Raw genomic sequence first — 22,401 nt, forward strand, 5'->3', positions numbered from 1 at the left:
GATGACCCTGCACGCTTCCCACGACGGCGGACGGCTGGTGCTGACCCAGGGCCGGCTGGCCCTCAAGGAGCAGCTGCCGCAGGATGCCGCGCAGTTGTCCGACGGCAAGCCGGCCGCCCTGGTGTGGATCGACGGGGTGCCGGGCGAGGGGACGGTCGGCGCCGCGATGATGACCGTCGCCGCCTCCAAGGCCGGTGTGTACCAGCCCGGTTGGGGACTGTTCGCGATCGTGAGGACCGAGGACGGCACGGCGCTCGGCGGTGTCGGCTTCCACGGCCCGCCGGACCGCGGCGCGGTCGAGATCGGCTACGACCTGTCGGTGACGGCCCGCGGCCTGGGCTGGGCGACGGACGCCGCACGGGCGCTGTGCCAGTGGGCGCTGGCGCAGCCCCAGGTCGTGGTGGTGCTGGCCACGACGGAACCCGGCAACCGGCCCTCGCAGGCGGTGCTGGAGCGCATCGGTTTCGAGCGGGTCGCCGACCGCGGCGAGCTGTGGGCGTACGAGCTGACGACGATGCCCGAGTAGCGGTCGGTGCCGGTGCGGCCGGTACCGCCCGTGCGGCCGGTGCCCGTGCGGCCGGTGCCGGTGCGGCCGGTGCCCGTGCTGCCGCCCTAGCAGCCGCAGTCGTCGGCGGCGAGGGGCGCGACCAGGGCGTCGGGCTCGCGCCGCGCCGGTCCCTGCGCGGTCTCGTAGGCGAAGCCCTCGCGCACCCAGTACTCGATGCCGCCGAGCATCTCCTTGACCTGGTAGCCGAGGGTCGCCAGGGCCAGGGCGGCGCGCAGGGCGCCGTTGCAGCCCGGTCCCCAGCAGTGCACGACGACGGGCCGGTCCGGGTCCAGCAGCTGCGCGGCGCGCTGCGGGATCAGCGCGGTCGGCAGGTGGACCGCGCCGGGGATGCGGCCCTGGTGCCAGGACTCGGTGCTGCGCGAGTCGACCAGGGTGAAGCCGGGGTCGCCGCCGCCGGCGAGGGCCGCGGCGACGTCCGAGACGTCGGTGTGGAAGGCGAGGGCCGCGGCGAAGTATCCGGCGGCGGCTTCGGGGGTCCCGTACGCGGCGGCGCCGGTGCTGGTCAGGTGCGGTGTGGTCATGACGGAAAACCTACGGTCGCGGGCCGCCGCCCTGAAGGGGCGATCCACGGGGTCGGCCTTGTTCCGCAGGGGATTCCCCTGCTATTCCTGGTGTATGACCACGCTTTCCCTCGACGCCACGGACTGGCGGCTGCTCGAAGCCCTGCAGCAGGACGGCCGGGCCAGCTACGCCGAACTGGCGCGGGCCGTCTCGATGTCGCCGAGCGCCGTCACCGAACGGGTGCGGCGGCTGGAGGAGGCCGGGGTGATCACCGGGTACTCCGCGGTGATCGACCACGAGCGCGTCGGGCTGCCCGTGCTGGCCATGGTGCGGCTGCGCTACCCGACCGGCAACTACAAGCCCTTCCACGATCTGCTCGACAGCACCCCCGAGGTGCTGGAGGCGCACCACGTCACCGGCGACGACTGCTTCGTGATGAAGGTCGCGGCCCGCTCCATGCGGCATCTGGAGGAGGTCGCCGGGCGGATCTCCGGGCTCGGAGCGGTGACGACGAGCGTGGTGTACTCCTCGCCGCTGGAGCGGCGGCCGCTCGTCCTGTGAGGCGCGCAGGGACGCGCCCGGTCAGGTACGCGCGGCGGCGGCGCGCATCCGCACGGTGGAGCCGTCCCGGCCCTTGGCGACGCGCAGTTGCGCCGGAATGCGGTGGCGCAGATCGGCGACGTGGCTGACGATGCCGACCGCGCGGTCGCGTTCGCGCAGGCCGTCCAGGACGTCGAGGACCTCGTCGAGCGTCTGGTCGTCGAGGCTGCCGAAGCCCTCGTCGATGAAGAGGGTGTCGAGGCGGGTGCCGCCGGACTCGTCGGTCACCACGTCGGCCAGGCCCAGCGCGAGGGCCAGCGAGGCGAAGAAGGTCTCGCCGCCGGACAGGGTGGCGGTGTCCCGCTCGGTGCCGGTCCAGGCGTCCACGACCAGCAGACCGAGGCCGGACTTGGCCCTGCCGCCGCTGCGCGCGTCGGAGTGCACGAGGGTGTAGCGGCCGCCGGACATCCGCTGGAGCCGCACGCCGGCCGCCGCGGCGACCTGCTCCAGCCGCGCCGCCAGCACGTAGGTCTCCAGCCCCATCCGGTACCGGTTCTCGGTGGAGTTGGCGGAGGCGAGGTCGGCGAGTCGCCGGATGCGGGTGAACTCCTCGCGGGCCGGGCCGAGCTCCCGGACCCGGGCGGCGGCCTGCGCGCTGAGCAGGTCGAGTTCGCGGCAGCGGGTCGCGGCGGCGGACTCGGCCGTCGAGGCGGCACGCAGCCGCCGCCCGGCGTCGTCGAGGGCGTGCTGGGCGGTCGCCGGGTCGGCGGGCGGCAGCGCGGCGGCGGCCGCGGGTTCCGGCGCGGTCAGGTCGGCCTCCAGCGCGGCCTCCTCCTTCGCCCAGACGTCCGCCTGCCGTTGCGCGTCCCACAGCCGGGCCTGCGGCATCAGCGCGGCGGCGGCCTCCCGCACGGAGCCGAAGCCGGCCCGGCTCGCGGCGTCGGCGAGCGCCGCCTCCGCCTCGGCGAGGCGGTGTCCGCCGTCGGCCCGGTCCCGCACGGCGTGCGCGGCGCGGTCGAGCAGCGCGATGCGGGACGCCAGCTGCCCGCGGCGCGCCTCCACGCCTGCGTGCCCGACGAGCGCCCTGTCCAGTACGGCCGCCAACCGCGCCTGACGGTCGTCGAGTTCCTCGCGGCGCGAGGTACGCCCCGCGGTGCGCTCCTGTGCCTGGTGGCGCTGCGCGGTACGGCGGTCGCGCTCGCTCTCGGCGCCGGCGAGCGCCGCCTGGGCCGCGCCGACGTCCTGCGCCGCGGCCGCCACCTGCTGGTGTTCGCGCGCCAGCACCTCGTGCGCGGTGGCGAGTTCGGCGTAGGGGGTGTCGCCGACGTCGGCCGCGGCGGCGTCCCGCTCCGCGGTCAGCCGGGTGAGCCGGTCACGGGCGCTGTCGTACGCCGCGCTCTCCCGCTGGAAGTCGGCGAACGCGCTGTCCTCGTCGGTGCGGCCGACCTGCCGCGCCGACGGCCGCGCGGGCGCCGGGTGCTCGGTGGCCCCGCAGACCCGGCAGGGGTCGCCGTCGGTGAGCGCGCCGGCCAGTTCCGCGGCGATTCCGGCGATGCGGGCTTCGCGCAGGTCGTGCCATCGCTCGCGGGCCGCCGCCGCGCGGTCGCGTGCGTCGCGCACCCGGTCGGCGGCGGCCGCCGACTCCTCCGTGAGCCGGTCCCGGCTCGCGGCGGCCTCCGCGCGGCGCCGCGCCGCGTCGAGTTCGGCCGCCGACCCGGCGGCCCGCGCGGCGTTCTCCAGCCTGGCGTCCACCCGCGCCGTCAACCGCCCCCGCAGAAGCGGCCATTCGGTCAGCCACGCCGCGCACTCCCGTACGACGTCCTCGTCGTCCCGCTCCTCGCGCTCCAGTGCCGCACGGCGCCCGGCGATCTCCGCGAGCTGCCGCTCCGCGTCCCGCGCGGCCTCCAGCCCGCCCAGCTCCTCCCGCAGCTCCCCCGCCCGCCGGGCGAGCGCCGCGGCGAGCTCCGGGTCGGGGTCGCCACCCGCGGCCGAGGCGGCCGAGCGCGGACCCGGCACGCCCGCTTCATCACGTGCGGGGCGGCGGGCCGCCGGCACGTCCCCGCCGCCCGCGCGGGGCGCGGCGTCGTCGCCCACGGCGGACAGGATGCCGCCGCCGGGCCGGGCGGCGGGGTCGCTCGGCGCGGAGCCGGCGGGGGCGGCGGCGGAGGTGACGGGAGCGTCCTGGGCGGCGACGGCGGCGAGTTCCGAGAGCGCGGCGGCGGCCGTGGTGGCGGAAAAGGCGTGCTGGGCGGCGGCCTTGTCACGCAGCGCGAGGGCCGGGTCGACCAGCGCGGCCCGATGGGCCAGCGCGAGCGCGGCGCGGGCGGCGGTGCGGGCCGGGCGGTGGGCGTCCAGGGTGGCCGCGCGGGCCAGCGCGTCGGCGTGGCGGCGTTGGAGCGCGTCGAGGTGACGGGCGGCCGCGAGCGTCTCGGTGGCCGCGGCGTGCGCGGACTCGGCGTGGGTCGTCGCCTGGCGGGTGACCGCGTGCCACTCGCGGGCATCGCAGCGCAGGACGGCCGCGAGCACGGGCAGCGATGCGGCCGTGTCCGGTTCGCCGGCGCCGTCACCGGCGCTGCGGGCCGGGCCGTCGTCCGGGCCGTCGTCCGCGGCGGGCCCCGCGGCCTGCCGCAGCCGCGCCTCCAGTCGGCGCAACTCCTCATCACCGAGGGCGAGTTGCTGCGCCACGTCGGCCTTGCGGTCGCGCAGCCAGTGCTCGACCCCCTGGAAGCGGCGGGTGTCGAAGAGCCGGCCGAGCAGCGTCGCCCGCTCGATGGCGCTCGCCCGCAGGAACGTCGCGAACTCGCCCTGCGGAAGCAGCACGACCTGGCAGAACTGCTCGCAGCTCATCCCGACGAGCTGTTTGATCTCCTCGCCGATCTCCTGGTGCGACCTGGACAGTCCGCGCCACTCGCCGTCGACCCGCTCGCGCAGCAGGGTGACCGCCTTGTCCAGGGTGGTGCCGGTGCCGCGTTTCTTCGCGCGGGGCTGTTCGGGGCGACGGGTGATCTCCAGCCGGCGTTCGCCGACGGTCAGTTCGAGCACCACTTCGGTGACGGTGGCCGGCGCCGCATGGTCGCTGCGCAGCCGGGCGGCGGGCCGGGCGCCGGGCACCTGGCCGTAGAGGGCGAAGCAGACCGCGTCCAGCACGGAGGTCTTGCCCGCCCCGGTGGGGCCGTGCAGCAGGAAGAGCCCGGCCGCGGACAGTTCGTCGAAGTCGACGCGCTGCCGGCCTGCGAAGGGTCCGAAGGCGGCGAGTTCGAGCCGGTGCAGCCTCACCCGCCGATCGCCTCCGTGCGGACCGCGTCGGCGCGCACCGCGTCGAACGCCTCGCGCAGCACGGCCTGTTCGCGCGCATCGGCGGCGGCGCCCCGGACGTGCGTGACGAAGTCCTCGGCGATCTGCTGGTCGCTGCGGCCGCGCAGCCGCCGCGCGTAGGACGCCGAGGTGTCCGCGTCGCCGGTCTCCGGCTCGAAGGCGAGGCTGAGGATGTGCGGGAAGCGCTTGGCCAGCGCGGCCATCGGCTCGTGCGGCCGGAACGGGTCGGTGAGGGTCGCCTCCACCCACGCCTCGGTGTGGCGGTCGAGCGCCGGGTCGCCGAGCAGGTCGTCGAGGCGTCCGCGCAGCCGGGCGAGCGCTCTGGGCACGGGGGTGTCGACGCGTTCCGCCTCGACGCCGCCGGCGGCGTCCAGGGTGACCAGCCACATGCTCTTGCGGTGGTGCTCCTCGGAGAAGGAGTAGGCGAGCGGCGAACCGGAGTAGCGGACGCGCTCGCCGAGCGTCTGGCAGCCGTGGAGATGGCCGAGCGCCACGTAGTCGACGCCGTCGAACAGCGCGGCGGGGACGGCCTCGACGCCGCCGGCGGTGATGTCGCGTTCGCTGTCGCAGGGCGCGGCGCCGGTGACGAAGGCGTGGGCCAGGGCGATGCTGCGCGTCCCCGCGGGGCGTGCCGCGAGATCGGCGCGGACGCGGTCCATGGCCGCACCGATGACCGCGGTGTGGTCGGCCCGTGCGGCGCCGAACTCCTCGCGGGTCAGGGCGGGTTCGAGATACGGCAGGCCGTAGACGGCCACCTCGCCGTGCGCGTCGGCCAGCAGCACCGGCTGGTGGCAGCTCGCCGGGTCGGTGCGCAGGTGGATGCCGGCCCTGCCCATGATGCCGGCGCCGACGCCGAGCCGCCGCGCCGAGTCGTGGTTGCCGGAGATCATGACGGTGGGCACGCCCAGCTCGGCGAGGCGGTGCAGGGCGTCGTCGAACAGCTCCACGGCGGTGAGCGGCGGCACCGCCCGGTCGTAGACGTCGCCGGCCACCAGGACGGCGTCGACGCGTTCGCTGCGCACGGTGGCGACCAGGTGGTCGAGGAAGGCCCGCTGAGCGTCGAGCAGGCTCACCCGGTGGAAGGACCGCCCGAGGTGCCAGTCCGAGGTGTGCAGGAAGCGCATGATCCCCGAAGACTAGCGTCCCGCTCCGCCGCCGGGTGCGGGGACCCGCAGGTCCGCCGTGTCCGGGGCGCGCCCGCCCCGCCGGCCTCGGGCGGCCGGACGCGGTCCGCCGTCCGGTTCAGGCCCGGACGTCGACGAAGGCGCTGCCGTGCACCTCGCAGCTCGCGGTACCCGACGTCGCGTCCGCGAGCCACCCGCGGAAAGCGGCCACCTCGGCCTCGGGGACGCCGAGACGGAGCGTGACGGCGGCGCCGTAGGCCACCTCCCGGACGGTGTGGCCCGCGGTGTGCAGCTCGTTCTCCAGCCGGCCGGCGCGCTGGTGGTCCACGGTGACCGCGATCAGTGCGAGGCGGCGCCGCAGTGTGGTGCCGATCTCGTCGAGCGCGGCGGAGACGGCGCCGCCGTACGCGCGGGCCAGTCCGCCCGCGCCGAGCTGCACGCCGCCGTAGTAGCGGGTCACGACCGCCACCGTGTCGCGCACCTCGCGCCCGAGCAGCACCTGGAGCATCGGCGTGCCCGCGGTGCCGCCCGGCTCGCCGTCGTCGGAGGCGCGGTGCAGCCGTCCGTCGGGGCCGATGACGTACGCGAAGCAGTGGTGGGACGCGCCAGCATGCTCCTTGCGCACGCCACGGACGAACGCCTGGGCGGCCTCCTCGCTGTCCGCGGGTGCGAGGGCGCACAGGAACCGGGAGCGCTTGATCTCGCTCTCGTACACGCCCGCGCGCGCCACCGTCACATAGCGGTCAACCATCCGTTCAGCCTAACCGCGGGGGAATGGCGGGGCGCGGTCGGGCGTTCGACCACGTGGAACGGCAGGGCCCGCGCGTATCGGCGCACGAGCCCGCGGGCGGACGACGGCGGGCGGCTGGAGGACAGGTGTACGGCGACAAGGCGACGGTGCGGCGGATCCTGGAGGAGTCGGGCGACACCTGGGCGGTGGTCGGCCTGTCGACCAACACGTCGCGGGCCGCGTACGGCGTGGCGGCGGTCCTGCAGCGGTTCGGCAAGCGGGTGGTGCCGGTGCACCCGAAGGCGGAGACGGTGCACGGCGAGCAGGGGTACGCCTCGCTGGCCGAGATCCCCTTCCCGGTGGACGTGGTGGACGTCTTCGTCAACTCCGAGCTGGCCGGCGCGGTCGCCGACGAGGCGGTGGCGGCCGGTGCGAAGGCCGTCTGGTTCCAGCTCGGCGTGGTCGACGAGGGCGCGTACGACCGCACCCGGGCGGCCGGGCTCGCGATGGTGATGGACCGCTGCCCGGCGATCGAGATCCCGCAACTGCGCTGAGCATGTCCCGGCTGCGCCGATCGTTTCCCGGCCGCGCTGACCTTTCCCGCGGGCGGGGCGTCAGACGCCGAGGCCGTCCAGGACGACCGCACCGGGCAGCGCGCCCAGGACCGGGCCGGGCACGATGAGCTTGCCGCGGCGCCGTCCGCTGCCGATGACCAGGTACGGCGTGTCGACGACGGCACGGTCGACGAGGATCGGCCAGTGCGCGGGCAGCCCGACCGGGGTGATGCCCCCGTACTCCATGCCGGTCTCCCCCACGGCGGTGTCCATGGCGGCGAAGGACGCCTTGCGGACGCCGAGATGGCGGCGGACCGTGCCGTTGACATCCACGCGGGTGGTCGAGAGCACCAGGCAGGCCGCGTAGGTCGTCTCGCCGCCGCGCTTGCCGGCGACGACCACGCAGTTCGCGGAGGTCTCCAGCAGCTCGCGGCCGTAGGTCTCGACGAAGGCGGCGGTGTCCGCCTTCGCCGGGTCGGTGTCGACGTGGATCATCTCGGCGGTGACCGCCGCGGCGACCGGCGGCGGCAGCAGGTCGCCGCTCTCCGTGGCCGGGCGGACGTCTTCGAAGTGGCCGATGGGTGCGCGCATACGGCGCAACCTAACAAACGCCCGCAGCGCGTCAGGCTCCCGCCGGCTGCTCCAACGCGGCCAGGTCGAGCAGTTCTTCCGCGGTGACGCCCTCGGGCAGCGGGCGCGGCGCCGGATCGCGCAACGGCGGCTGCCAGCCCGCCACCGGGTCCCAGCGGCGGACGATCCGGGCCGGCGCGCCCGCGACGACGCAGTGGTCGGGCACCTCGCCGCGCACCACCGCGCCGGCCGCGACCACCACGTTCCGGCCGAGCCGGGCGCCGGGGAGGATCACGCTGTTGACCCCGAGCCAGCAGCCGAAGCCGATCTCGACGGGTGCGGCGCTCGGCCACTGCTCGCCGATCGCCCGCTCGGTGTCGTGATAGGCGTGATTGGTACTGGTCACATAGACGTTGGGGCCGCAGAAGACCTTGTCGCCGATGACGATGGGCGCCAGCGCGACGATGTGGCTGTCGCGGCCGATGACCGCGCCGTCGCCGATCCTGATCACCGGTTCCGGACCGTAGTCGACGTCCGCGGGGTCCGCGGGGACCAGGCCGACGGAGAGGGTGACCTGTTCGCCGATCATGCAGTCCCGGCCGATCCGGATCCAGGGCTCGCCGAAGACGGTGCCCTGCGGGAAGGCCAGCCGGCTGCCCGCGCCGATCCGTTCGAAGCGGAACGGGCCGGGACGCGCGGCGGTGACCGCGCCGGCCTCCCGTACCCAGCGCCTGCCGCGGTGCACGAGCCGGGAGACGGCACGGCGGCGCCACGCCGTGACCCGCGCGACAGTGGAGAAGAACACGTTCTCGTTTCCTGGCACGAGCCCACCGTATACGGTGCGGAGGGACGGCAGCGGCGCGACCTGCGCCTTCTGCCGGTCACGGGCGCGGGCGGGGGCGCGGGCACGGCGACTGAGGAGGACGGCGGGCATGACGGACCAGGTGGAGCAGCGCGGGAGCACGCCCCGGGCGATACCGCCCGCACCGGCGGGTGCGCTGATCGCGGGCGTCGCGGGCCGGACGCCGGCGGTCGACCCGGCCGCCTTCGCGGCGCCGACCTCCGTGATCCTCGGTGACGTCACGCTCGGGCCGGACGCGAGCGTCTGGTACCACGCGGTGCTGCGCGGCGACTGCGAGTCGATCAGCCTGGGCGCCGGCTCGAACGTGCAGGACAACTGCACGGTGCATGCCGATCCCGGCTTCCCGGCCGTGGTCGGCGCCGGGGTGACCGTCGGCCACAACGCGGTGCTGCACGGGTGCGTGATCGAGGACGGCGTCCTGGTCGGTATGGGCGCCACCGTCCTCAACGGCGCCCGGATCGGTGCGGGTTCGCTCGTCGCGGCGGCCGCCCTCGTACCGCAGGGCATGCAGGTTCCGGCGGGTTCGCTGGTCGCGGGCGTCCCCGCGAAGGTCCTGCGGTCGCTCTCCGAGGACGAGCAGGCCGCGCTGCGGCTGAACGCGGAGCACTACGTGGCGCTGGCCGCCGTCCACCGCGAGGCGCTTCCCGGCCCCGGCGGGCCGGACGGCGCCTGACCGCGCGCATCACGCGGTCGCGCAGCCCTGCCGGTCACTCCCCGGCGGGGGCGGCCGCCACTTCGGGTTCGGCGGCCGGCTCCGGTTCGGCCGCCTGCAGCTTCGCGGCCCGGCGGCGCACGTAGAGCATCGAGCCGAGGCCGAAGAGGACGGCGATGGCGAGGCCGATGTAGCCGAAGCGCTTGAGCCACGGCTCGGCGACCACGCCGACGTAGTAGATGATCGCGGTGATGCCGCCGGCCCACACGATGCCGCCGAGCGCGTTGGCGAACAGGAACTTCGGGTACGGCATCTTGAGCACGCCGGCCAGCGGCCCGGCGAAGATCCGCAGCAGCGCGACGAAGCGGCCGAAGAAGACCGCCCACATGCCCCAGCGCTGGAACGAGCGTTCCGCGGTGGCGACATGGCCGGGCGAGAAGTGCTTGGGGAATCTCTTGCCGAGCCGTTCCAGCAGGGGTTTGCCGCCCCTGTGGCCGATGGAGTAGCCGACCGAGTCGCCCGCGACGGCGCCGACGATGGCGCTGGCGGCGACCAGCCACGGGTTGCAGTGCCCCTGGGAGGACAGCAGCGCGGCGGTCATCAGCACGATCTCGCCGGGCAGCGGGATGCCCAGGCTCTCCACCCCGACGACCAGTCCCACCATCAGGTAGACGGCGACCGGTGGAATGCCGTCGAGCCAGTCCTGGACGTGCACAGCCGGTCCCTCCCCGCGACGACGCTCGGTCGTGCGCGACGCGCGCGCACTCAGGGAAGCCTAACCGACCGGCCGGACGAAACATTCCGGCCAACGGCGCGTCTGGGCTGGTCGGCCGCCTGCGGCCGCAGCGGCCTGATGGTGTCAGCTGTTGGGACGCAGCGTCCACACGATGGTCATGTGCGAGGTCTCCGCGCCGTCTTCGCGCCGCACCGACACCTCGACGGGGAACTCGGGGCGCTGTCCCGCGTCGAGTTCGGCGACGACCTCGGCGATCGGCCGGCCCAGCTCGGCGACGGCCGTCAGCGGCCCGCGGGCCAGCTTCGTCCACGCCACCTCGCAGCGCACCGGGAGCGGGACGGCCCGTCCCAGCTGGTCCCCGAAGGCGCCGAGCACCACGGCGCCGCTCGCGGACTCGGCGAGGGTGAACATCGCGCCGGCGTGCGGGCCCGCGACGTGGTTCTGGTACTCGGGCCGGTCGGGCATCGCCAGCACGGCGCGCTCCGCGGTCGTCTCCAGGTACTCCAGCTGCAGGGTGCGGACCATCGGCACGGTGGCCGTCAGGAGTTCGCCTATCGAGGGCATCGTCTCGGACATGGTGGGATGTTACCAGTCAGTAACGGCATCCGGCGTGCAACCGCCGGGCGCGCTCCCCTAGTGTTTCCCGCCATGTGGCCAGGAGAACAGCAGTCCGGGGGAGAGCAGCAGCCACCGCAGGGTGTGCCCCACCCCCCACAGCAACCGCCCGGCGGCTACGGCACGCCGAACCCGTACGCGCAGCCCACCCAGCCCGCGCCGCCCGCCCCGCAGCCCGGGTACCCGCAGCAGCCGCCCGCCCCGCAGCCCGGGTACGGGTACCCGCAGTACGCCGCGCCCACGCAGCCGTACGGCACACCCGCTCCGTCCCCGTACGGTCCGCCCGGCTACCAGCAGCAGCCGCCGCCCGGCTATCCGACCCCGCAGGCGTGGGGCCCGCCCGTGGCCGGCGGCCCGGACGGGCGGCCGCCGAAGAAGCGCAACACCACCACGATCGCGATAGCGGTCACCGCGTCGGTCGCGGTGCTCGCCGCCGTCGCGGTGGGCGCGGTCTACCTGACCGGCCACAAGAAGGACGACGCCCACGGCGACCCGACGCCGACGCCCACCGCGACGTCGGCCACGCCGCCCACGGCCGCCCCCACCGCGACCGCCACCACGTCGGCGCCGGGGGTCGGCGGCGGCTCCGACGACTCGCCGCGCGGCGCCCCGGTGGACATCAAGCCGGTGGTGCCCGGCTGGAAGGTCGTCGAGCGCGACGAGCGCAACGTGCTCTTCGACGTCCCCTCCGACTGGACCGTCGACAGCCAGGGCATGACCATCGGCTTCGAGGACAAGGACGGCAACCCGGCCGTCGCGATGAGCGCGCCCGCCTACTACAAGCACGACTGGTGCAAGACCGCGCACGGCACCGCCGACCGCGCGGTGGCCGGCACCAAGGGCGCCAACGGCGCGACGAGTGTGCGCAACGCGGCCGAGGTGCAGGCGCAGTCCTGGGCGTACTGGGCGTACCACACCGACGGCAAGGGCACCTTCTCCAAGGCGCAGAACAGCAGGGCGTTCCACAACGCCCACGGGATCTCGGGCTGGCAGGCGGAGGCCACCGCCAGCCGTCTCCCGATCGCCGACAAGTGCAGCAGTCCGGGCGGCAAGGCGTGGACCGTCGCCTGGCTCGACCCGACGCAGAGCGACCCGGCGAAGAGGCTCGTGGTCTGGGTGCTCTACGCCGACCAGGGCGTCTCCGACCAGGTCGCCCAGGCGACCGTCGACCGGATCAAGGACAGCATCCGGCTGATCAAGAAGTAGCCGGGCCGGCGCCCGAGCCCCGTCCGACGTGCGGAAACAGCGTTGCGTGCGGGGCGGGCGCTGGACGATAGTGCCCCGGGTGACCGGCGACGAGACGAGACCTCCGCTCCCCCGCACGACCCGGAGGCCGCGGCCGCCCCGCCTCCCCCGCCCGCCCTCCTGGGCGAACCGGAACTTCCGGCTGCTGGTCTCCGCGTCCTTCATCAGCGGGCTGGGCAACTCCGGTGCCACCATCGCCGCCGCGTACGCGGTGATCGGCGCGGGTGGCGGCGCGACCGACGTCGGCGTGGTCGCCGCCGCACGGACGCTGGCCATGGTGGTCTTCCTGCTGGTCGGCGGCGCCGTCGCGGACCGGATCTCGCGGCAGCGCGTGATGGTCGCCGCGAACCTCGTGAACGCCGTGTCCCAGGGCCTGTTCGCCCTGCTGGTGCTGGCCGGGCACCCGCAGCTGTGGCAGATGGCCGCGCTGACCGCCGTCGGAGGCTCCGCGCAGGCGTTCTTCTCCCCCGCCTCGCAGGGCATGGTGCTCTCGACGGTCGAACCCGCCCACGCGGGAAAGGCGTTCTCCGTCTACCGGCTGGGCGCGAACGGCGCGAGCATCGGCGGCGCGGCGCTGGGCGGCGCGCTGATCGCCGCGCTGGGCGCGGGCTGGGTGCTGGTGGTGGACGCGGCCGGGTTCCTCGTCGCCGCCGGACTGCGGGCCCGCCTTTCCGCCGCCGCGACGGCCCGGCTGGCCGATCCCGACGACGCCGGGGCGGCCGCGGGCGGAATCGTGCGCGACCTGCGGGAGGGCTGGCGGGAGTTCGCCTCACGGTCCTGGCTGTGGGGCATCGTCGTGCAGTTCGGCGTCGTCAACGCGATGACCGGCGCGGCCGAGCAGGTGTACGGGCCGCTCGTCGCACGGGACCATCTGGGCGGCGCCGGGCCGTGGGGCGTGGCGATGGCGGCGGCCGGTGCCGGCACGGTCGCCGGCGGGGTGCTGATGATCCGCTGGAAGCCGCGGCGGATCCTGCTGGTCGGCACCCTCGGCGTCTTCCCGCTCGCGATACCCCTGGTCGCGCTGGCGCTCGCCCTGCCGCTGTGGGCGCTCGTGCTGGCGATGCTGCTGTCGGGCGTGGCGATCGAGGTGTTCGCGGTCGGCTGGATGCTGGCGCTGGCCCAGGAGATCCCCGACGAGATGATGTCGCGGGTGTCGGCGTACGACTGGCTGGGCTCGATCGCGATCATGCCGCTGGGCCTGGCGCTGGCCGGTCCCGCGGCGGCGGCCTTCGGCCGGACGCCGTCGCTGTGGGGGTCGGCCACGCTGGTCGTGACGCTGACCGCGGCGGTGCTGCTGCTGCCGGACGTACGCCGGCTGGAGCGCGCCCGGCCGGACGGCCGGGCCCCCGCCGGCTCCGCCGCTCCGGCGGCGGATCAGCCCACGGTGAAGGCGCCCTCCGGCGGCACCGGGGACGGCGTCGCCGAGGCGTCGTAGACCGGAGAGCCGACCAGCGCCTGGAGCGCGGGGCCGTGGACGACCCGGCAGGGGAAGGCGTCGGCGGCGCATCGCCGGGCGAGGGCGTCGAGCGGCAGCGGCAGGGCGCCGCGGGAGGCGGCCAGCACGGCGTTGCCGAAGCGGCGGCCGCGCAGCACCCCGGGCTCCGCGAGCAGGCACAGGTCGCCGGCCGCGGGTCCGCCGAACGCCTCCCGCACGGTGGCGAGCTGGCCGCCGAGGAAGGCGAAGGGGGCGGCGTCGGCGAGGTTCGCGAGGTAGAGGCCGCCCGGGCGCAGCACCCGGGCGGCGTGCCGGGCGAACTCCACCGAGGCCAGGTGCGCGGGCACCCGGGAGCCGCCGAAGACGTCGGCGACGATGAGGTCGGCGGAGGCGTCCGGCGCGGCCGCCAGCCACGTGCGGGCGTCCTGCGCGTGCACGGTGATCGTGTCGTCGTCCAGCGGCAGATACCGCGCGACCAGCTCCGAAAGCCCCCGGTCGACCTCCACGACGTCCTGCCGTGAGCCGGGCAGCGAACGGGCGAGGCGGCGCGGCAGCGCCATCGCGCCCCCGCCGAGGTGCACGGCCGCCACCGGGGCGTCGAAGGCGGTCTCGACGGCGTACGCGAGCCGCCGCACGTACTCGAACTCCAGGTGCTCCGGGTCGTCGAGGTCGACGTACGACTGCGGTGCGCCGTCCACCGTCAGCAGCCAGGCGCGCGCCCGGTCGACGTCCGGCAGCAGCCGCGCCGTCCCGAGGTCGACGTCGCGGGTGACGGGGATCGGTTCGGCCTCGGACTCCATCCGCCCATTGTCCCCCGCCCGCCCATGGAGTCCCCCGCCGCGCCGGGGCGTCGTTCGCGCGCCGAACGGCCTCCCGTCGCCGCCGCTTCACCTGCCGGTGACGTCCGGGAATCGTGGGCGTGCGAGAATTTGTTCCGACGATGAACTTAAAAGGGCGCTCCCGAGCCGTCCTGCCGGCCGACGTTCCCTCGTCGTCCCCGCGACCGATGTTCCACCGGCCGCCCGACCGAACCGTCGGCGGCCGACCGTGAGATGAGGAAACACCCCGCCATGCCCCTGGCCATCCTCGCCCTGGCGATCAGCGCCTTCGGGATCGGCACGACCGAGTTCGTCATGATGGGCCTGCTGCCCAACGTCGCCGGCGACCTCGGCACCTCCGTGCCGACCGCGGGCTACCTCGTCTCCGCCTACGCCCTCGGCGTCGTGGTCGGCGCACCCCTGCTCACCGGGCTCGGCGCCCGGATCCCGCGCAAGCGGATGCTCCTGCTGCTGATGGGCCTGTTCACCGTCGGCAACGCCGCCTCGGCCGTCGCCCCCGGCTACTGGACGCTGCTGGCCGGCCGGTTCCTGGCCGGGCTGCCGCACGGCGCGTTCTTCGGCGTCGGCGCGGTGGTCGCGTCCCGGCTCGTCGCGGAGGAGCGCCGGGCGCGCGCCGTCGCCGCGATGTTCCTCGGCCTGACCACGGCGAACATCGTCGGCGTCCCCGCCGCCACCGCGCTCGGCCAGCACCTGGGCTGGCGGGCGACCTTCCTGGTCGTCGCCGCGGTCGGCCTGCTGGCGCTGGGCGCGCTCGCCCTGCTCATCCCCCGACTGCCCGCGGAGGAGCACACCGGCGTGGCCCAGGAGCTGCGGGCGCTGCGCCAGCCGCAGGTCCTGCTCGCGCTGCTCACCGCGGTTTTCGGCTTCGCCGGCGTCTTCGCCGTCTACAGCTACCTCGCCTCGATGATGACCGAGGTCACGGGGTTCGCCGACTCCTCCGTGACGCTGCTCCTCGCGCTCTTCGGGATCGGCATGACGCTCGGCGCGCTGGCCGCCGGCCCGCTCACCGACCGCGCGCTGCGGCCCACCCTGTACGGCTCGCTGGCCGCGCTCGCCCTGGTGCTGGTGGCCTTCCACTACGCGGCCCGCTCCAAGGAGGCCGCGCCGTTCGCCGTGGTCATGCTCGGGGCGGTCGGCTTCCTGACCACCACGCCGCTGCAGATGCTGGTGATGAACAAGGCCCGCCGCGCGCCCACCCTCGCCTCGGCCTCCAACCACTCCGCCTTCAACCTGGCGAACGCGGGCGGGGCGTGGCTCGGCGGCGTCGCCATCTCGGCCGGCTGGGGCTGGACCTCGCCCGCGCTCGTCGGCGCGGTGCTCGCGGTCGCGGGACTCGGCATCGCGATCACCGCGGGCGTCCTGGACCAGCGCACACCGACCGCCTCCTCGCAGATCGTCGCCGGCCGGGCCTCGCTGCGGCCGGAGCCGGTCGGCGGGGTCGCGGCGGAGTAGCGGCAGGCCCGACGCGACCGACGGTGCGGTGCGGCGGGTGCTGCGGGCGCTGTGGGCGGTCCGCGCGGGCGGTGGTCCGCGGGCCGAAGTCCGTTAGGCTCCCTGGATGCTGGTGCGTACGGGCTCATCGAACGGTTCCGCGGGCGGGCAGCCACGCCGCCCGCGGCGGCTGCTCCGGCTGCTGGTGTCGCCGTGGGCGCGGTTCGCCGTCCTGGTGGCCGTGCTGGCTGCGGGCATCGCGCTGGCCGTGGCGTGGGAGCCGCAGCGGCTGCTGACCCGCGGATGGCCGCCGCAGACCTCCGGCCCGACCGCCGTGCTGATCTTCGCGGTCGCCTACGGGGTCGCCACCGTCGCCTTCGTGCCGCGCCCCCTGCTCAACGCCGCCGCGGGCGCCCTGTACGGCATCCAGTCGGGGCTGCCCGCCGCGATAGGCGGCACCGTGCTGGGCGCGGGCCTGGCGTTCCTCCTCGGCCGCGCGCTCGGCCGCGACGCGCTGCGGCCGCTGCTGCGCGGACGCCTGGTGCTCTCCGCCGACCGGCAGTTGAGCCGGCACGGTTTCCGCAGCACCCTGGCGCTGCGGCTGTTCCCCGGAGTGCCGTTCGCCGCCGCGAACTACGCGGCGGCCGTCTCCCGGGTCCGGCTGACGCCCTTCCTCACCGCGACGGCGGTCGGCAGCGCCGCCAACACCGCCGCGTACGTGGTCGCGGGCAGCCACGCCACCTCGCCGACCTCGCCCGTGTTCCTGCTGGCTCTCGGTTTCCTCGGCGTGACGACGGTGGCGGCGGCCGCCGTCGCGCGCGGCCGGATGCGCGCCCGCCCCGGCGACGGGGCCGCGGCCCCGCGCGAGCCCGAGGCCCGCTCCGACGCCGCGGCCCGCGACGGGTCCTGAGGCAGCGGCGAAATCGGGATCAGGCGCGATCCCCGATCAGGGGTGCGGGTCAGCGGCGGGGCCCGGGTCAGCGGTGGCGCCACCGCTCGACCGGGATCCGCTGGATCTCCAGGGTCTCGCCGACCGTCGACCACTCGTTCCCGCCCAGCCGCGCCAGCGGACGCAGCCGGCGTACGTCCGGGCGCCCGTCGACCAGCACCGCCTCGGAGACCGCGGCGTGCACGACCCGCCCGAAGACGACGGTCGAGTCCCCCAGCCGCACGGTGCTGTGCAGTGCGCACTCCAGCGCCACCGGAGACCCGGCGACCCGCGGCGCCCGGACCCGCAGGCTCGGTTCCCTGGCGATGCCGACCTCGTCGAACTCGCTGACCCCGTAAGGGAAGTCGGTGGCCGTCGCGTTGACCTGCTCGAAGAGGTGCTCGCAGGCCAGGTTCACCACGAACTCGCCGGTGGCCTCGACGTTGCGCACCGAGTCCTTCCGTCCCACGGACGTGAACTGCACGATCGGCGGGCTGACGCAGGACACGGTGAAGAAGCTGTGCGGGGCGAGGTTGTCACACGTGCGGTCCCGGTCGGTCGTCGAGATCCAGGCGATCGGCCGGGGCACGACGACCGAGGTCAGCAGCTTGTAGAAGTCGTTGACGTGGCACTGATCAGGGTCGAAGTCGATGCGCATACCGACCAGTATCCGCACGCGGCCGGCGGACTCAGCCCTTTCGGAACTCCTCCACCACGGCATTCGCGTCCGCGTCGTTGGTCTCCGTGCCCACGCTGCCGAGGTCGGTGCGCCCGCCCTCGTTCTGCCACTTCTGCATGAGCTGGCGCTTGCGGTCGCTGGGCAGCTGTTCCACCCACTTCCGGTTCTCGGGTGACATCCGGCCTGTCATCTCTCTCATGGCGTCGTCAGCCATGTTCGCCTCCTCCTCGTGTCACGAACACCCTTACAACATCTCAAACCATCCGCCTGCCCACCACCGGAGACCTCCTGCGGCACGGCTTCTCCGCGGCAAACGCCCTTCGGGGAGCGCACGGGGTCGCACCGACGACCAGGGAAGCTTCCCGCGCTCTCTGTGACAGCGCCGACGATCTGGCTACTTTTAGTAGCCAGTCGACTCCCCACAGTCGTCATCGGAAGTGGGCGTCGAGCACCAGTGGAGGAAAAGTGCGTAGGAACATCTGCAAACGGTGGGCGGCGGCCCTCGGGGCGGTCGCGGTCGGCGCCGCGGCGCTGACGGGCACGTCCGGCTCGGCGGCCGCACAACCGGCGGCGCCCCGGGCCATCGTCGCCCAGCAGTTCACCCTCAGGCTCGCGAGCGATCCCGGCCAGCTCGCCAACGTGCGCGGCGCCTCGTCGGCCGACGGCGTCCCGATCATCCAGTACCCCTGGTCGGGCACACGGAACGAACGATGGGAGTTCGACTCGGCCCTGGGCGGCTACTACCGGCTCAGGTCCGTCAGCAGCGGCAAGTGCCTGAACGTCAGCGGAGGCGGCAGCGCCAACGGCACCCAGGTCATCCAGTACACCTGCGGCAGCGCCGACAACGAGCTGTGGAAGTTCGTGCCCAAGGGCATCGGCTACCAGGTCGTGGTGAAGTCCAGCGACAAGTGCCTGAACGTCGCCGGCGGCGTCGGGGTCGGCTACAACCTCATCCAGTACGACTGCACCGCCCAAGGCGCGCCCAACGACGTCTGGCTCCCCGTCTGGGAGCCCCACACCATCTGACCCCCGATCGGTGCCGGGGCCGCGTCCAGCCGGTGGCCCCGGCACGACACTCGCGCGCGCCTACCCGGCGTCGGGCAGCGTGCGGAAGGAGCCGAAGCCGCCGGCATGGTGGAGCAGCGGGGCCTGGCGTCCGTCGCCGCCCGCGCCCGTCACCTCGCCCACCACGAGCAGGTGGTCGCCGACCTCCTGCCGCAGCACGGGCCGGGCGGTCAGCCAGGCGGGGACGCCGTGCAGCAGCGGTACGTCCTGCGGACCCGGCGTCCAGTGCGTGCCGGCGAACCGGTCGACGCCGCTGCGGGCGAACCGCTCGGCCAGCTCCTGCTGCTGCTCGCCGAGGACGTGGACGGCGAAGACCGCGGCGGCGCGGACCGCCTCGGCCGAGGAGGCCGTCGCCGACAGGTAGAAGGAGACCAGGGCGGGTTCGAGGGAGACGGAGGTGAACGAGGTCGCGGTGAAGCCGGCGGGTCCGGGCACGGTCAGCACGGTCACCCCTGCGGCGTGGCGGCGCAGGGTCTGCTTGAGCAGCTCCGCGGGGGCGGGCACGGCAGCGGGGGCGGGGACGGCCCGGCTGCCGGCGCCGGTGGCGTGGGTGGTGGTGGTCGTCAGGGTCATCGACTCGTCCTCTGCAGCTCGGGCGTCTCGTGCGGTTCGTGCGGGTCCGGTCCCGGATCGGGCGAGTGGGCGGTGGTGCGGGCCGACTCCTCCACGGTGAGGGGCTCTTCGCGTCCCGGCAGGTGGTCGTGCGCGGCGAGCAGCCCTCGCTCGCGGAGCAGCGGCAGCACTCCCTCGCCGAACCAGTGCGCTTCCTCCAGATGCGGCTGGCCGGAGAGCAGGACGTGCTCGACGCCCAGCGCGTGGTATTCGGCGAGCCGGTCGGCGACCTCGTGGTGGCTGCCGACCAGCGCGGTGCCGGCGTGCCGGCGCAGCAGCCCGAAGCCGGCCCACAGGTTGGGGGCGATCTCCAGGCGGTCGGTGCGGCCGCCGTGCAGCGCCGTCATCCGGCGCTGGCCGTCGGAGGAGGTGCGGGCGGCCCGGCGCTGCGCGAGGGCGATCGCCTGCGGGTCCATGCCCCGCAGCAGCCGGGCCGCCTCCGCCCACGCCTGCTCCGAGCTGTCCCGGGTGATGACGTGCAGGCGCACCCCGAAGGCGAGCCGTCGGCCTGCGGCGCGTGCCGCCTCCCGCAGGCGCGCGAGCCGCGGGGCGAGGCCGGCCGGCGGTTCGCCCCAGCTGAGGTGCAGGTCCGCGTGCGCGGCGGCGGTGCGCAGGGCGGGCTCGGAGGACCCGCCGAGCAGGATCGGCGGAACGGGGTCGGGGGCGTCGGCGACGGTGGCGCCACGCACCCGGTAGTGCTCCCCGTCGTGGTCGAAGGGCTCGCCCGACCAGGCGCCGCGCAGCACGCCGAGCCATTCCGCGGTCCGCGCGTACCGCGCGTCGTGGTCGAGCCAGTCGCCGTAGCGTCGCTGCTCCTCGTCGTCGGAGCCGGTGACGACGTTGAGCATCAGGCGGCCGCCGGAGACCCGTTGGAAGGTGGCGGCCATCTGCGCGGCAAGGGTGGGGGTGACCGCGTCGGGGCGCTGCGCCACGATGAAGCGCAGCCGCCGGGTCTCCCGCAGCAGTGCCGCGGTGACGATCCACGGGTCCTCGCACCAGGTGCCCGCGGGAGTGAGCACCGAGGCGAAGCCGAGGCGCTCGGCGGCGCGCGCGACGTCGGCGAGGTAGTCGACGGTGGGCGCCCGGTCGGTCGGCCAGGGCGCCGCGGTGGCGATCCGCGAGTGCGCCCAGCCGACCACGTCCCGGCCGTCACCGGAGGTGGGCAGGTACCAGTGCGGTTGCAGGGACATGGGCGGTACTCCTCCTGGAGATGCGGAAAGGTCATCGGCGGCCCGGCGCGGGCGGTCGCGAGGGCCGGGGCGCGGGCTGGTGCGGCGGGAACGTCCGGGTGCGGGCGGCTCACGCGCCGCCCGCTCCCGAGGCCGCCCGGCGCCCGACGCCCCCCGGCGGGGGCCGTTCACCGGGCGGCCGCTCCGGGCCGGCTCACTCGCGGGGTGGCGCCTCCTCCACCGTGATCACGACCGGCAGGTGCGCCCCGGCCCGCAGGCGTTCCAGCCACTGCACCACCGTCGCGGCCACGCTGCGGTGCGCGATGTCGTTGAGGGCGTCGTGGCGGCCCTCCGCGACGGTGGCCAGGTGGGCGGCGGGCAGCCGGGCGGCCAGCCGCCGGGCCGCGGCAGGCGGGCTGACCTCGTCGGCCGCGCCGTGCACGACCAGCACCGGCAACCCCGCGGGCGGCACGGCCGCTCCGGCGGCCGCGGCGAGCGCGGCGGGCACCGGCTCGCCCAGGCTGCCGCGGGCGAACGCGGGGTCGGCGTCGAGCCGCCCGCGGTGCGCCGGGCAGGCGGTGCGTGCGGCCAGCTCGGCCGCCCAGTCGCCCGGGGACCCGGCGGAACCGGAGGCGTCGTCGGTGCGCGCGGTCCCCGCCAGGAGCAGCGCGTCGACCTGCTGCTGGCCTGCCGCGACGGCCAGCGCGTGCAGCGCTCCGGTGTCGGAGCCCGCCAGCACCAGCGGGCCCGCGGCGCCTTCCGCGGTACGCGCGACCTGCGCCGCGGTCTGCGCGACGGGCTGGTCCGGGGCGACGTCGAGGACGTGCACCACGTACGCGTCGGCGGCCAGTCTGCGGCCGAACCGCTCGTACACCCCGGGGTGTTCGCCGCGGCCGGGCAGCAGGACCACGGTGCCGCGCCGGACCAGGCTCGGGTCGGGGTACCAACTGGCCGTACGGGCCTGGGCGGGCGCACTCATCGGGCGCCGCCGACGGGGACCGCCGCGGCCTGCGCGCGGGAACCGCCGTTGTTCGGCGCGGGGTCGGCGGCGCGGCGGGCCAACTCCTGGCGGACCAGAGGGAGCAGGCGCCGGCCGTAGTCCACCGTGTCGTCCAGCGGGTCGTAGCCGCGGATCAGCAGCGTGGTGACGCCGATGTCGACGTAGTCCAGCAGCGCCTGGGCGACGGTCTCGGGTGTGCCCACCAGCGCGGTCGAGTTGCCGGCCGCGCCGGTGGCCGCGGCCGGCGCGGTCCACAGCGCGCGGTCGTGCCGCTCGGCCCTGGCCGCGGCGGCGAGCAGCCGCTGCGAACCGGCGTTCTGCGGGCGGGCGTCGGGGCCGACCGGGAGGATCGCCCGGCGGGTGCCGAGCAGCGAACCGGCGTTGCCGCGCTGCTTGATGGTGTCGAGGATGCCGTAGGCGCGCTCCCAGGCCGCGTCCTCGGTCGCGCCGAGGACGGGACGGAAGGAGACGCTGATCCGGGGCGGGGTGGTGCGCCCGGCGGCCGCGGCGGCCGCCCGCACCGCGGCGATCTGCTCGGCGGTCTCCGCCAGCGGCTCGCCCCACAGCGCGAACACGTCGGCGTGCCTGCCGCCGACCCGGTAGGCCGCGGCCGACGATCCGCCGAAGTAGAGCGGGATGCGGGGCTGCTGGGCGGGCTTGACGTCGGCGTGGAAGTCCTCGAAGCGGTAGTGGCGGCCGTCCAGCCCGAAGGGTCGGTCCTCGGTCCAGGCGCGCTTGAGCACGTCGAGGTACTCGTCGGTACGGTCGTAGCGCTCGTCCTTGGGCAGGTGGTCGCCGTCGCGCCGCTGCTCGGCGTCGTGGCCGCCGGTGATGATGTGCACCGCGACCCGGCCGCCGGAGAACTGGTCCAGCGTGGCGAAGGTGCGGGCGGCGAGCGTGGGGGCGACGAAGCCGGGACGGTGGGCGACGAGCAGGCCGAGGCGCTCGGTGTGGGCGGCGACGTGCGCGGCCACCTGGGCGCTGTCGGGTGTGCTGGAGCCGTAGCCGATCAGGATCCGGTCGAAGCCGGCCTCCTCATGGGCGCGGGCGAAGCGCCGGGTGTAGTCGGGGTCGACGACGGGACCGGTGGCAGGCCGGGTCTCCGAGGCGTCGCGGGTGCCGATCATGCCGATGAACTCGACGGTGCCGGGCGCGAGCCGGCCGGGCAGCTCGGCGGCGTCCAGTACGGCGTCCGGTGCGGTGGGCTCGGCTGCGGGCGGGGTGACGGACA

The 22,401-nt window shown here is 75.4% G+C and carries 24 protein-coding genes; 9 read left to right on the forward strand and 15 right to left on the reverse strand.

What is annotated here, in order from left to right:
* Nucleotide 1: 1 nt before the first annotated feature.
* Nucleotides 2-526: a GNAT family N-acetyltransferase gene (locus V2S66_RS17965; RefSeq protein ID WP_330796635.1), complete on the forward strand. Its 525-nt coding sequence runs from the start codon at nt 2-4 to the stop codon at nt 524-526.
* Nucleotides 527-612: 86 nt separating this feature from the next.
* Here the strand turns inward: V2S66_RS17965 and V2S66_RS17970 are convergent, their stop codons facing one another.
* Nucleotides 613-1,089, reverse strand: coding sequence for a rhodanese-like domain-containing protein (locus tag V2S66_RS17970; RefSeq protein WP_330796637.1), 477 nt, complete (start codon nt 1,087-1,089; stop codon nt 613-615).
* A 94-nt stretch (nt 1,090-1,183) separates the two neighbouring features.
* Here V2S66_RS17970 and V2S66_RS17975 point away from each other — a divergent pair, with 94 nt between their 5' ends.
* Nucleotides 1,184-1,630 carry an Lrp/AsnC family transcriptional regulator gene (locus V2S66_RS17975; protein WP_330796639.1) on the forward strand — a complete coding sequence of 149 codons (447 nt, stop codon included), beginning with the start codon at nt 1,184-1,186 and terminating at the stop codon, nt 1,628-1,630.
* Nucleotides 1,631-1,651: 21 nt separating this feature from the next.
* On the opposite strand, the gene V2S66_RS17980 is transcribed toward V2S66_RS17975, so the two are convergent.
* The 3 genes from V2S66_RS17980 to V2S66_RS17990 all read right to left on the reverse strand — a co-directional run bounded on the left by V2S66_RS17980 (nt 1,652) and on the right by V2S66_RS17990 (nt 6,799).
* On the reverse strand, nt 1,652-4,885 hold the full coding sequence (locus tag V2S66_RS17980; RefSeq protein ID WP_330796640.1) for an SMC family ATPase: 3,234 nt from the start codon (nt 4,883-4,885) through the stop codon (nt 1,652-1,654).
* The gene (locus V2S66_RS17985; RefSeq protein WP_330796642.1) at nt 4,882-6,048 is read right to left on the reverse strand and encodes an exonuclease SbcCD subunit D; all 1,167 of its coding nucleotides are present in this window, start codon (nt 6,046-6,048) and stop codon (nt 4,882-4,884) included. Before V2S66_RS17985 ends, V2S66_RS17980 begins: the two co-directional genes overlap by 4 nt.
* A gap of 118 nt (nt 6,049-6,166) precedes the next feature.
* Entirely contained in the window at nt 6,167-6,799 is a 633-nt protein-coding gene (locus tag V2S66_RS17990) for a YigZ family protein (RefSeq protein WP_330796643.1), read from the reverse strand.
* 125 nt (nt 6,800-6,924) lie between these two features.
* Between V2S66_RS17990 and V2S66_RS17995 the strand changes: the two genes are divergently transcribed.
* On the forward strand, nt 6,925-7,332 hold the full coding sequence (locus V2S66_RS17995) for a CoA-binding protein (RefSeq protein ID WP_330796645.1): 408 nt from the start codon (nt 6,925-6,927) through the stop codon (nt 7,330-7,332).
* 60 nt (nt 7,333-7,392) lie between these two features.
* Here V2S66_RS17995 and V2S66_RS18000 read toward each other — a convergent pair whose 3' ends face one another.
* Together V2S66_RS18000 and V2S66_RS18005 are read right to left on the reverse strand one after the other, a co-directional pair.
* Nucleotides 7,393-7,923 carry a YbaK/EbsC family protein gene (locus tag V2S66_RS18000; RefSeq protein ID WP_330796647.1) on the reverse strand — a complete coding sequence of 177 codons (531 nt, stop codon included), beginning with the start codon at nt 7,921-7,923 and terminating at the stop codon, nt 7,393-7,395.
* A gap of 31 nt (nt 7,924-7,954) precedes the next feature.
* Nucleotides 7,955-8,725, reverse strand: coding sequence for an acyltransferase (locus V2S66_RS18005; protein WP_330796648.1), 771 nt, complete (start codon nt 8,723-8,725; stop codon nt 7,955-7,957).
* A 175-nt stretch (nt 8,726-8,900) separates the two neighbouring features.
* Here V2S66_RS18005 and V2S66_RS18010 point away from each other — a divergent pair, with 175 nt between their 5' ends.
* Complete coding sequence (locus V2S66_RS18010) at nt 8,901-9,437, forward strand: gamma carbonic anhydrase family protein (RefSeq protein ID WP_330796787.1); 537 nt, start codon at nt 8,901-8,903, stop codon at nt 9,435-9,437.
* Between the two features lie 34 nt (nt 9,438-9,471).
* Here V2S66_RS18010 and V2S66_RS18015 read toward each other — a convergent pair whose 3' ends face one another.
* Together V2S66_RS18015 and V2S66_RS18020 are read right to left on the reverse strand one after the other, a co-directional pair.
* Nucleotides 9,472-10,131, reverse strand: a complete 660-nt coding sequence (locus tag V2S66_RS18015) for a DedA family protein (protein WP_330796651.1) — start codon at nt 10,129-10,131, stop codon at nt 9,472-9,474.
* A gap of 144 nt (nt 10,132-10,275) precedes the next feature.
* The gene (locus tag V2S66_RS18020; protein WP_330796653.1) at nt 10,276-10,728 is read right to left on the reverse strand and encodes a DUF4442 domain-containing protein; all 453 of its coding nucleotides are present in this window, start codon (nt 10,726-10,728) and stop codon (nt 10,276-10,278) included.
* 123 nt (nt 10,729-10,851) lie between these two features.
* On the opposite strand from V2S66_RS18020, the gene V2S66_RS18025 reads away from it, so the two are divergent.
* A complete protein-coding gene (locus V2S66_RS18025; protein WP_330796654.1) occupies nt 10,852-11,973 on the forward strand; it encodes a hypothetical protein in 1,122 nt (373 codons plus the stop codon).
* Nucleotides 11,974-12,052: 79 nt separating this feature from the next.
* A complete protein-coding gene (locus V2S66_RS18030; protein ID WP_330796655.1) occupies nt 12,053-13,447 on the forward strand; it encodes an MFS transporter in 1,395 nt (464 codons plus the stop codon).
* Here V2S66_RS18030 and V2S66_RS18035 read toward each other — a convergent pair.
* Nucleotides 13,387-14,247 (reverse strand): spermidine synthase, encoded by an 861-nt coding sequence (locus tag V2S66_RS18035; protein ID WP_330796656.1) that lies wholly within the window; start codon nt 14,245-14,247, stop codon nt 13,387-13,389. The two genes, V2S66_RS18030 and V2S66_RS18035, sit on opposite strands and share 61 nt — an antisense overlap.
* A gap of 270 nt (nt 14,248-14,517) precedes the next feature.
* Here V2S66_RS18035 and V2S66_RS18040 point away from each other — a divergent pair, with 270 nt between their 5' ends.
* On the forward strand, nt 14,518-15,738 hold the full coding sequence (locus V2S66_RS18040; RefSeq protein ID WP_330796657.1) for an MFS transporter: 1,221 nt from the start codon (nt 14,518-14,520) through the stop codon (nt 15,736-15,738).
* A 106-nt stretch (nt 15,739-15,844) separates the two neighbouring features.
* Nucleotides 15,845-16,627 carry a TVP38/TMEM64 family protein gene (locus V2S66_RS18045; RefSeq protein ID WP_330796659.1) on the forward strand — a complete coding sequence of 261 codons (783 nt, stop codon included), beginning with the start codon at nt 15,845-15,847 and terminating at the stop codon, nt 16,625-16,627.
* Nucleotides 16,628-16,694: 67 nt separating this feature from the next.
* Here the strand turns inward: V2S66_RS18045 and V2S66_RS18050 are convergent, their stop codons facing one another.
* Both V2S66_RS18050 and V2S66_RS18055 read right to left on the reverse strand, forming a co-directional pair.
* On the reverse strand, nt 16,695-17,303 hold the full coding sequence (locus tag V2S66_RS18050; protein ID WP_330796660.1) for a flavin reductase family protein: 609 nt from the start codon (nt 17,301-17,303) through the stop codon (nt 16,695-16,697).
* 31 nt (nt 17,304-17,334) lie between these two features.
* Nucleotides 17,335-17,538, reverse strand: a complete 204-nt coding sequence (locus V2S66_RS18055; protein ID WP_330796662.1) for a hypothetical protein — start codon at nt 17,536-17,538, stop codon at nt 17,335-17,337.
* 251 nt (nt 17,539-17,789) lie between these two features.
* On the opposite strand from V2S66_RS18055, the gene V2S66_RS18060 reads away from it, so the two are divergent.
* Entirely contained in the window at nt 17,790-18,350 is a 561-nt protein-coding gene (locus V2S66_RS18060) for an RICIN domain-containing protein (RefSeq protein ID WP_330796665.1), read from the forward strand.
* Between the two features lie 60 nt (nt 18,351-18,410).
* Here V2S66_RS18060 and V2S66_RS18065 read toward each other — a convergent pair whose 3' ends face one another.
* From V2S66_RS18065 to V2S66_RS18080, 4 genes are all read right to left on the reverse strand, one after another.
* Nucleotides 18,411-18,962 (reverse strand): flavin reductase family protein, encoded by a 552-nt coding sequence (locus V2S66_RS18065; protein WP_330796667.1) that lies wholly within the window; start codon nt 18,960-18,962, stop codon nt 18,411-18,413.
* Nucleotides 18,959-20,191: an LLM class flavin-dependent oxidoreductase gene (locus V2S66_RS18070; protein WP_330796669.1), complete on the reverse strand. Its 1,233-nt coding sequence runs from the start codon at nt 20,189-20,191 to the stop codon at nt 18,959-18,961. The genes V2S66_RS18065 and V2S66_RS18070 overlap by 4 nt, the downstream gene beginning before the upstream one ends.
* A 193-nt stretch (nt 20,192-20,384) precedes the next feature.
* Nucleotides 20,385-21,149 carry an alpha/beta hydrolase gene (locus V2S66_RS18075; RefSeq protein ID WP_330796671.1) on the reverse strand — a complete coding sequence of 255 codons (765 nt, stop codon included), beginning with the start codon at nt 21,147-21,149 and terminating at the stop codon, nt 20,385-20,387.
* On the reverse strand, nt 21,146-22,297 hold the full coding sequence (locus V2S66_RS18080; RefSeq protein ID WP_330796788.1) for an LLM class flavin-dependent oxidoreductase: 1,152 nt from the start codon (nt 22,295-22,297) through the stop codon (nt 21,146-21,148). Before V2S66_RS18080 ends, V2S66_RS18075 begins: the two co-directional genes overlap by 4 nt.
* Between the last annotated feature and the right edge of the window lie 104 nt (nt 22,298-22,401).

Origin of the sequence: Actinacidiphila polyblastidii, assembly GCF_036353415.1 — a bacterium.
GTDB classification, from domain to species: domain Bacteria; phylum Actinomycetota; class Actinomycetes; order Streptomycetales; family Streptomycetaceae; genus Actinacidiphila; species Actinacidiphila polyblastidii.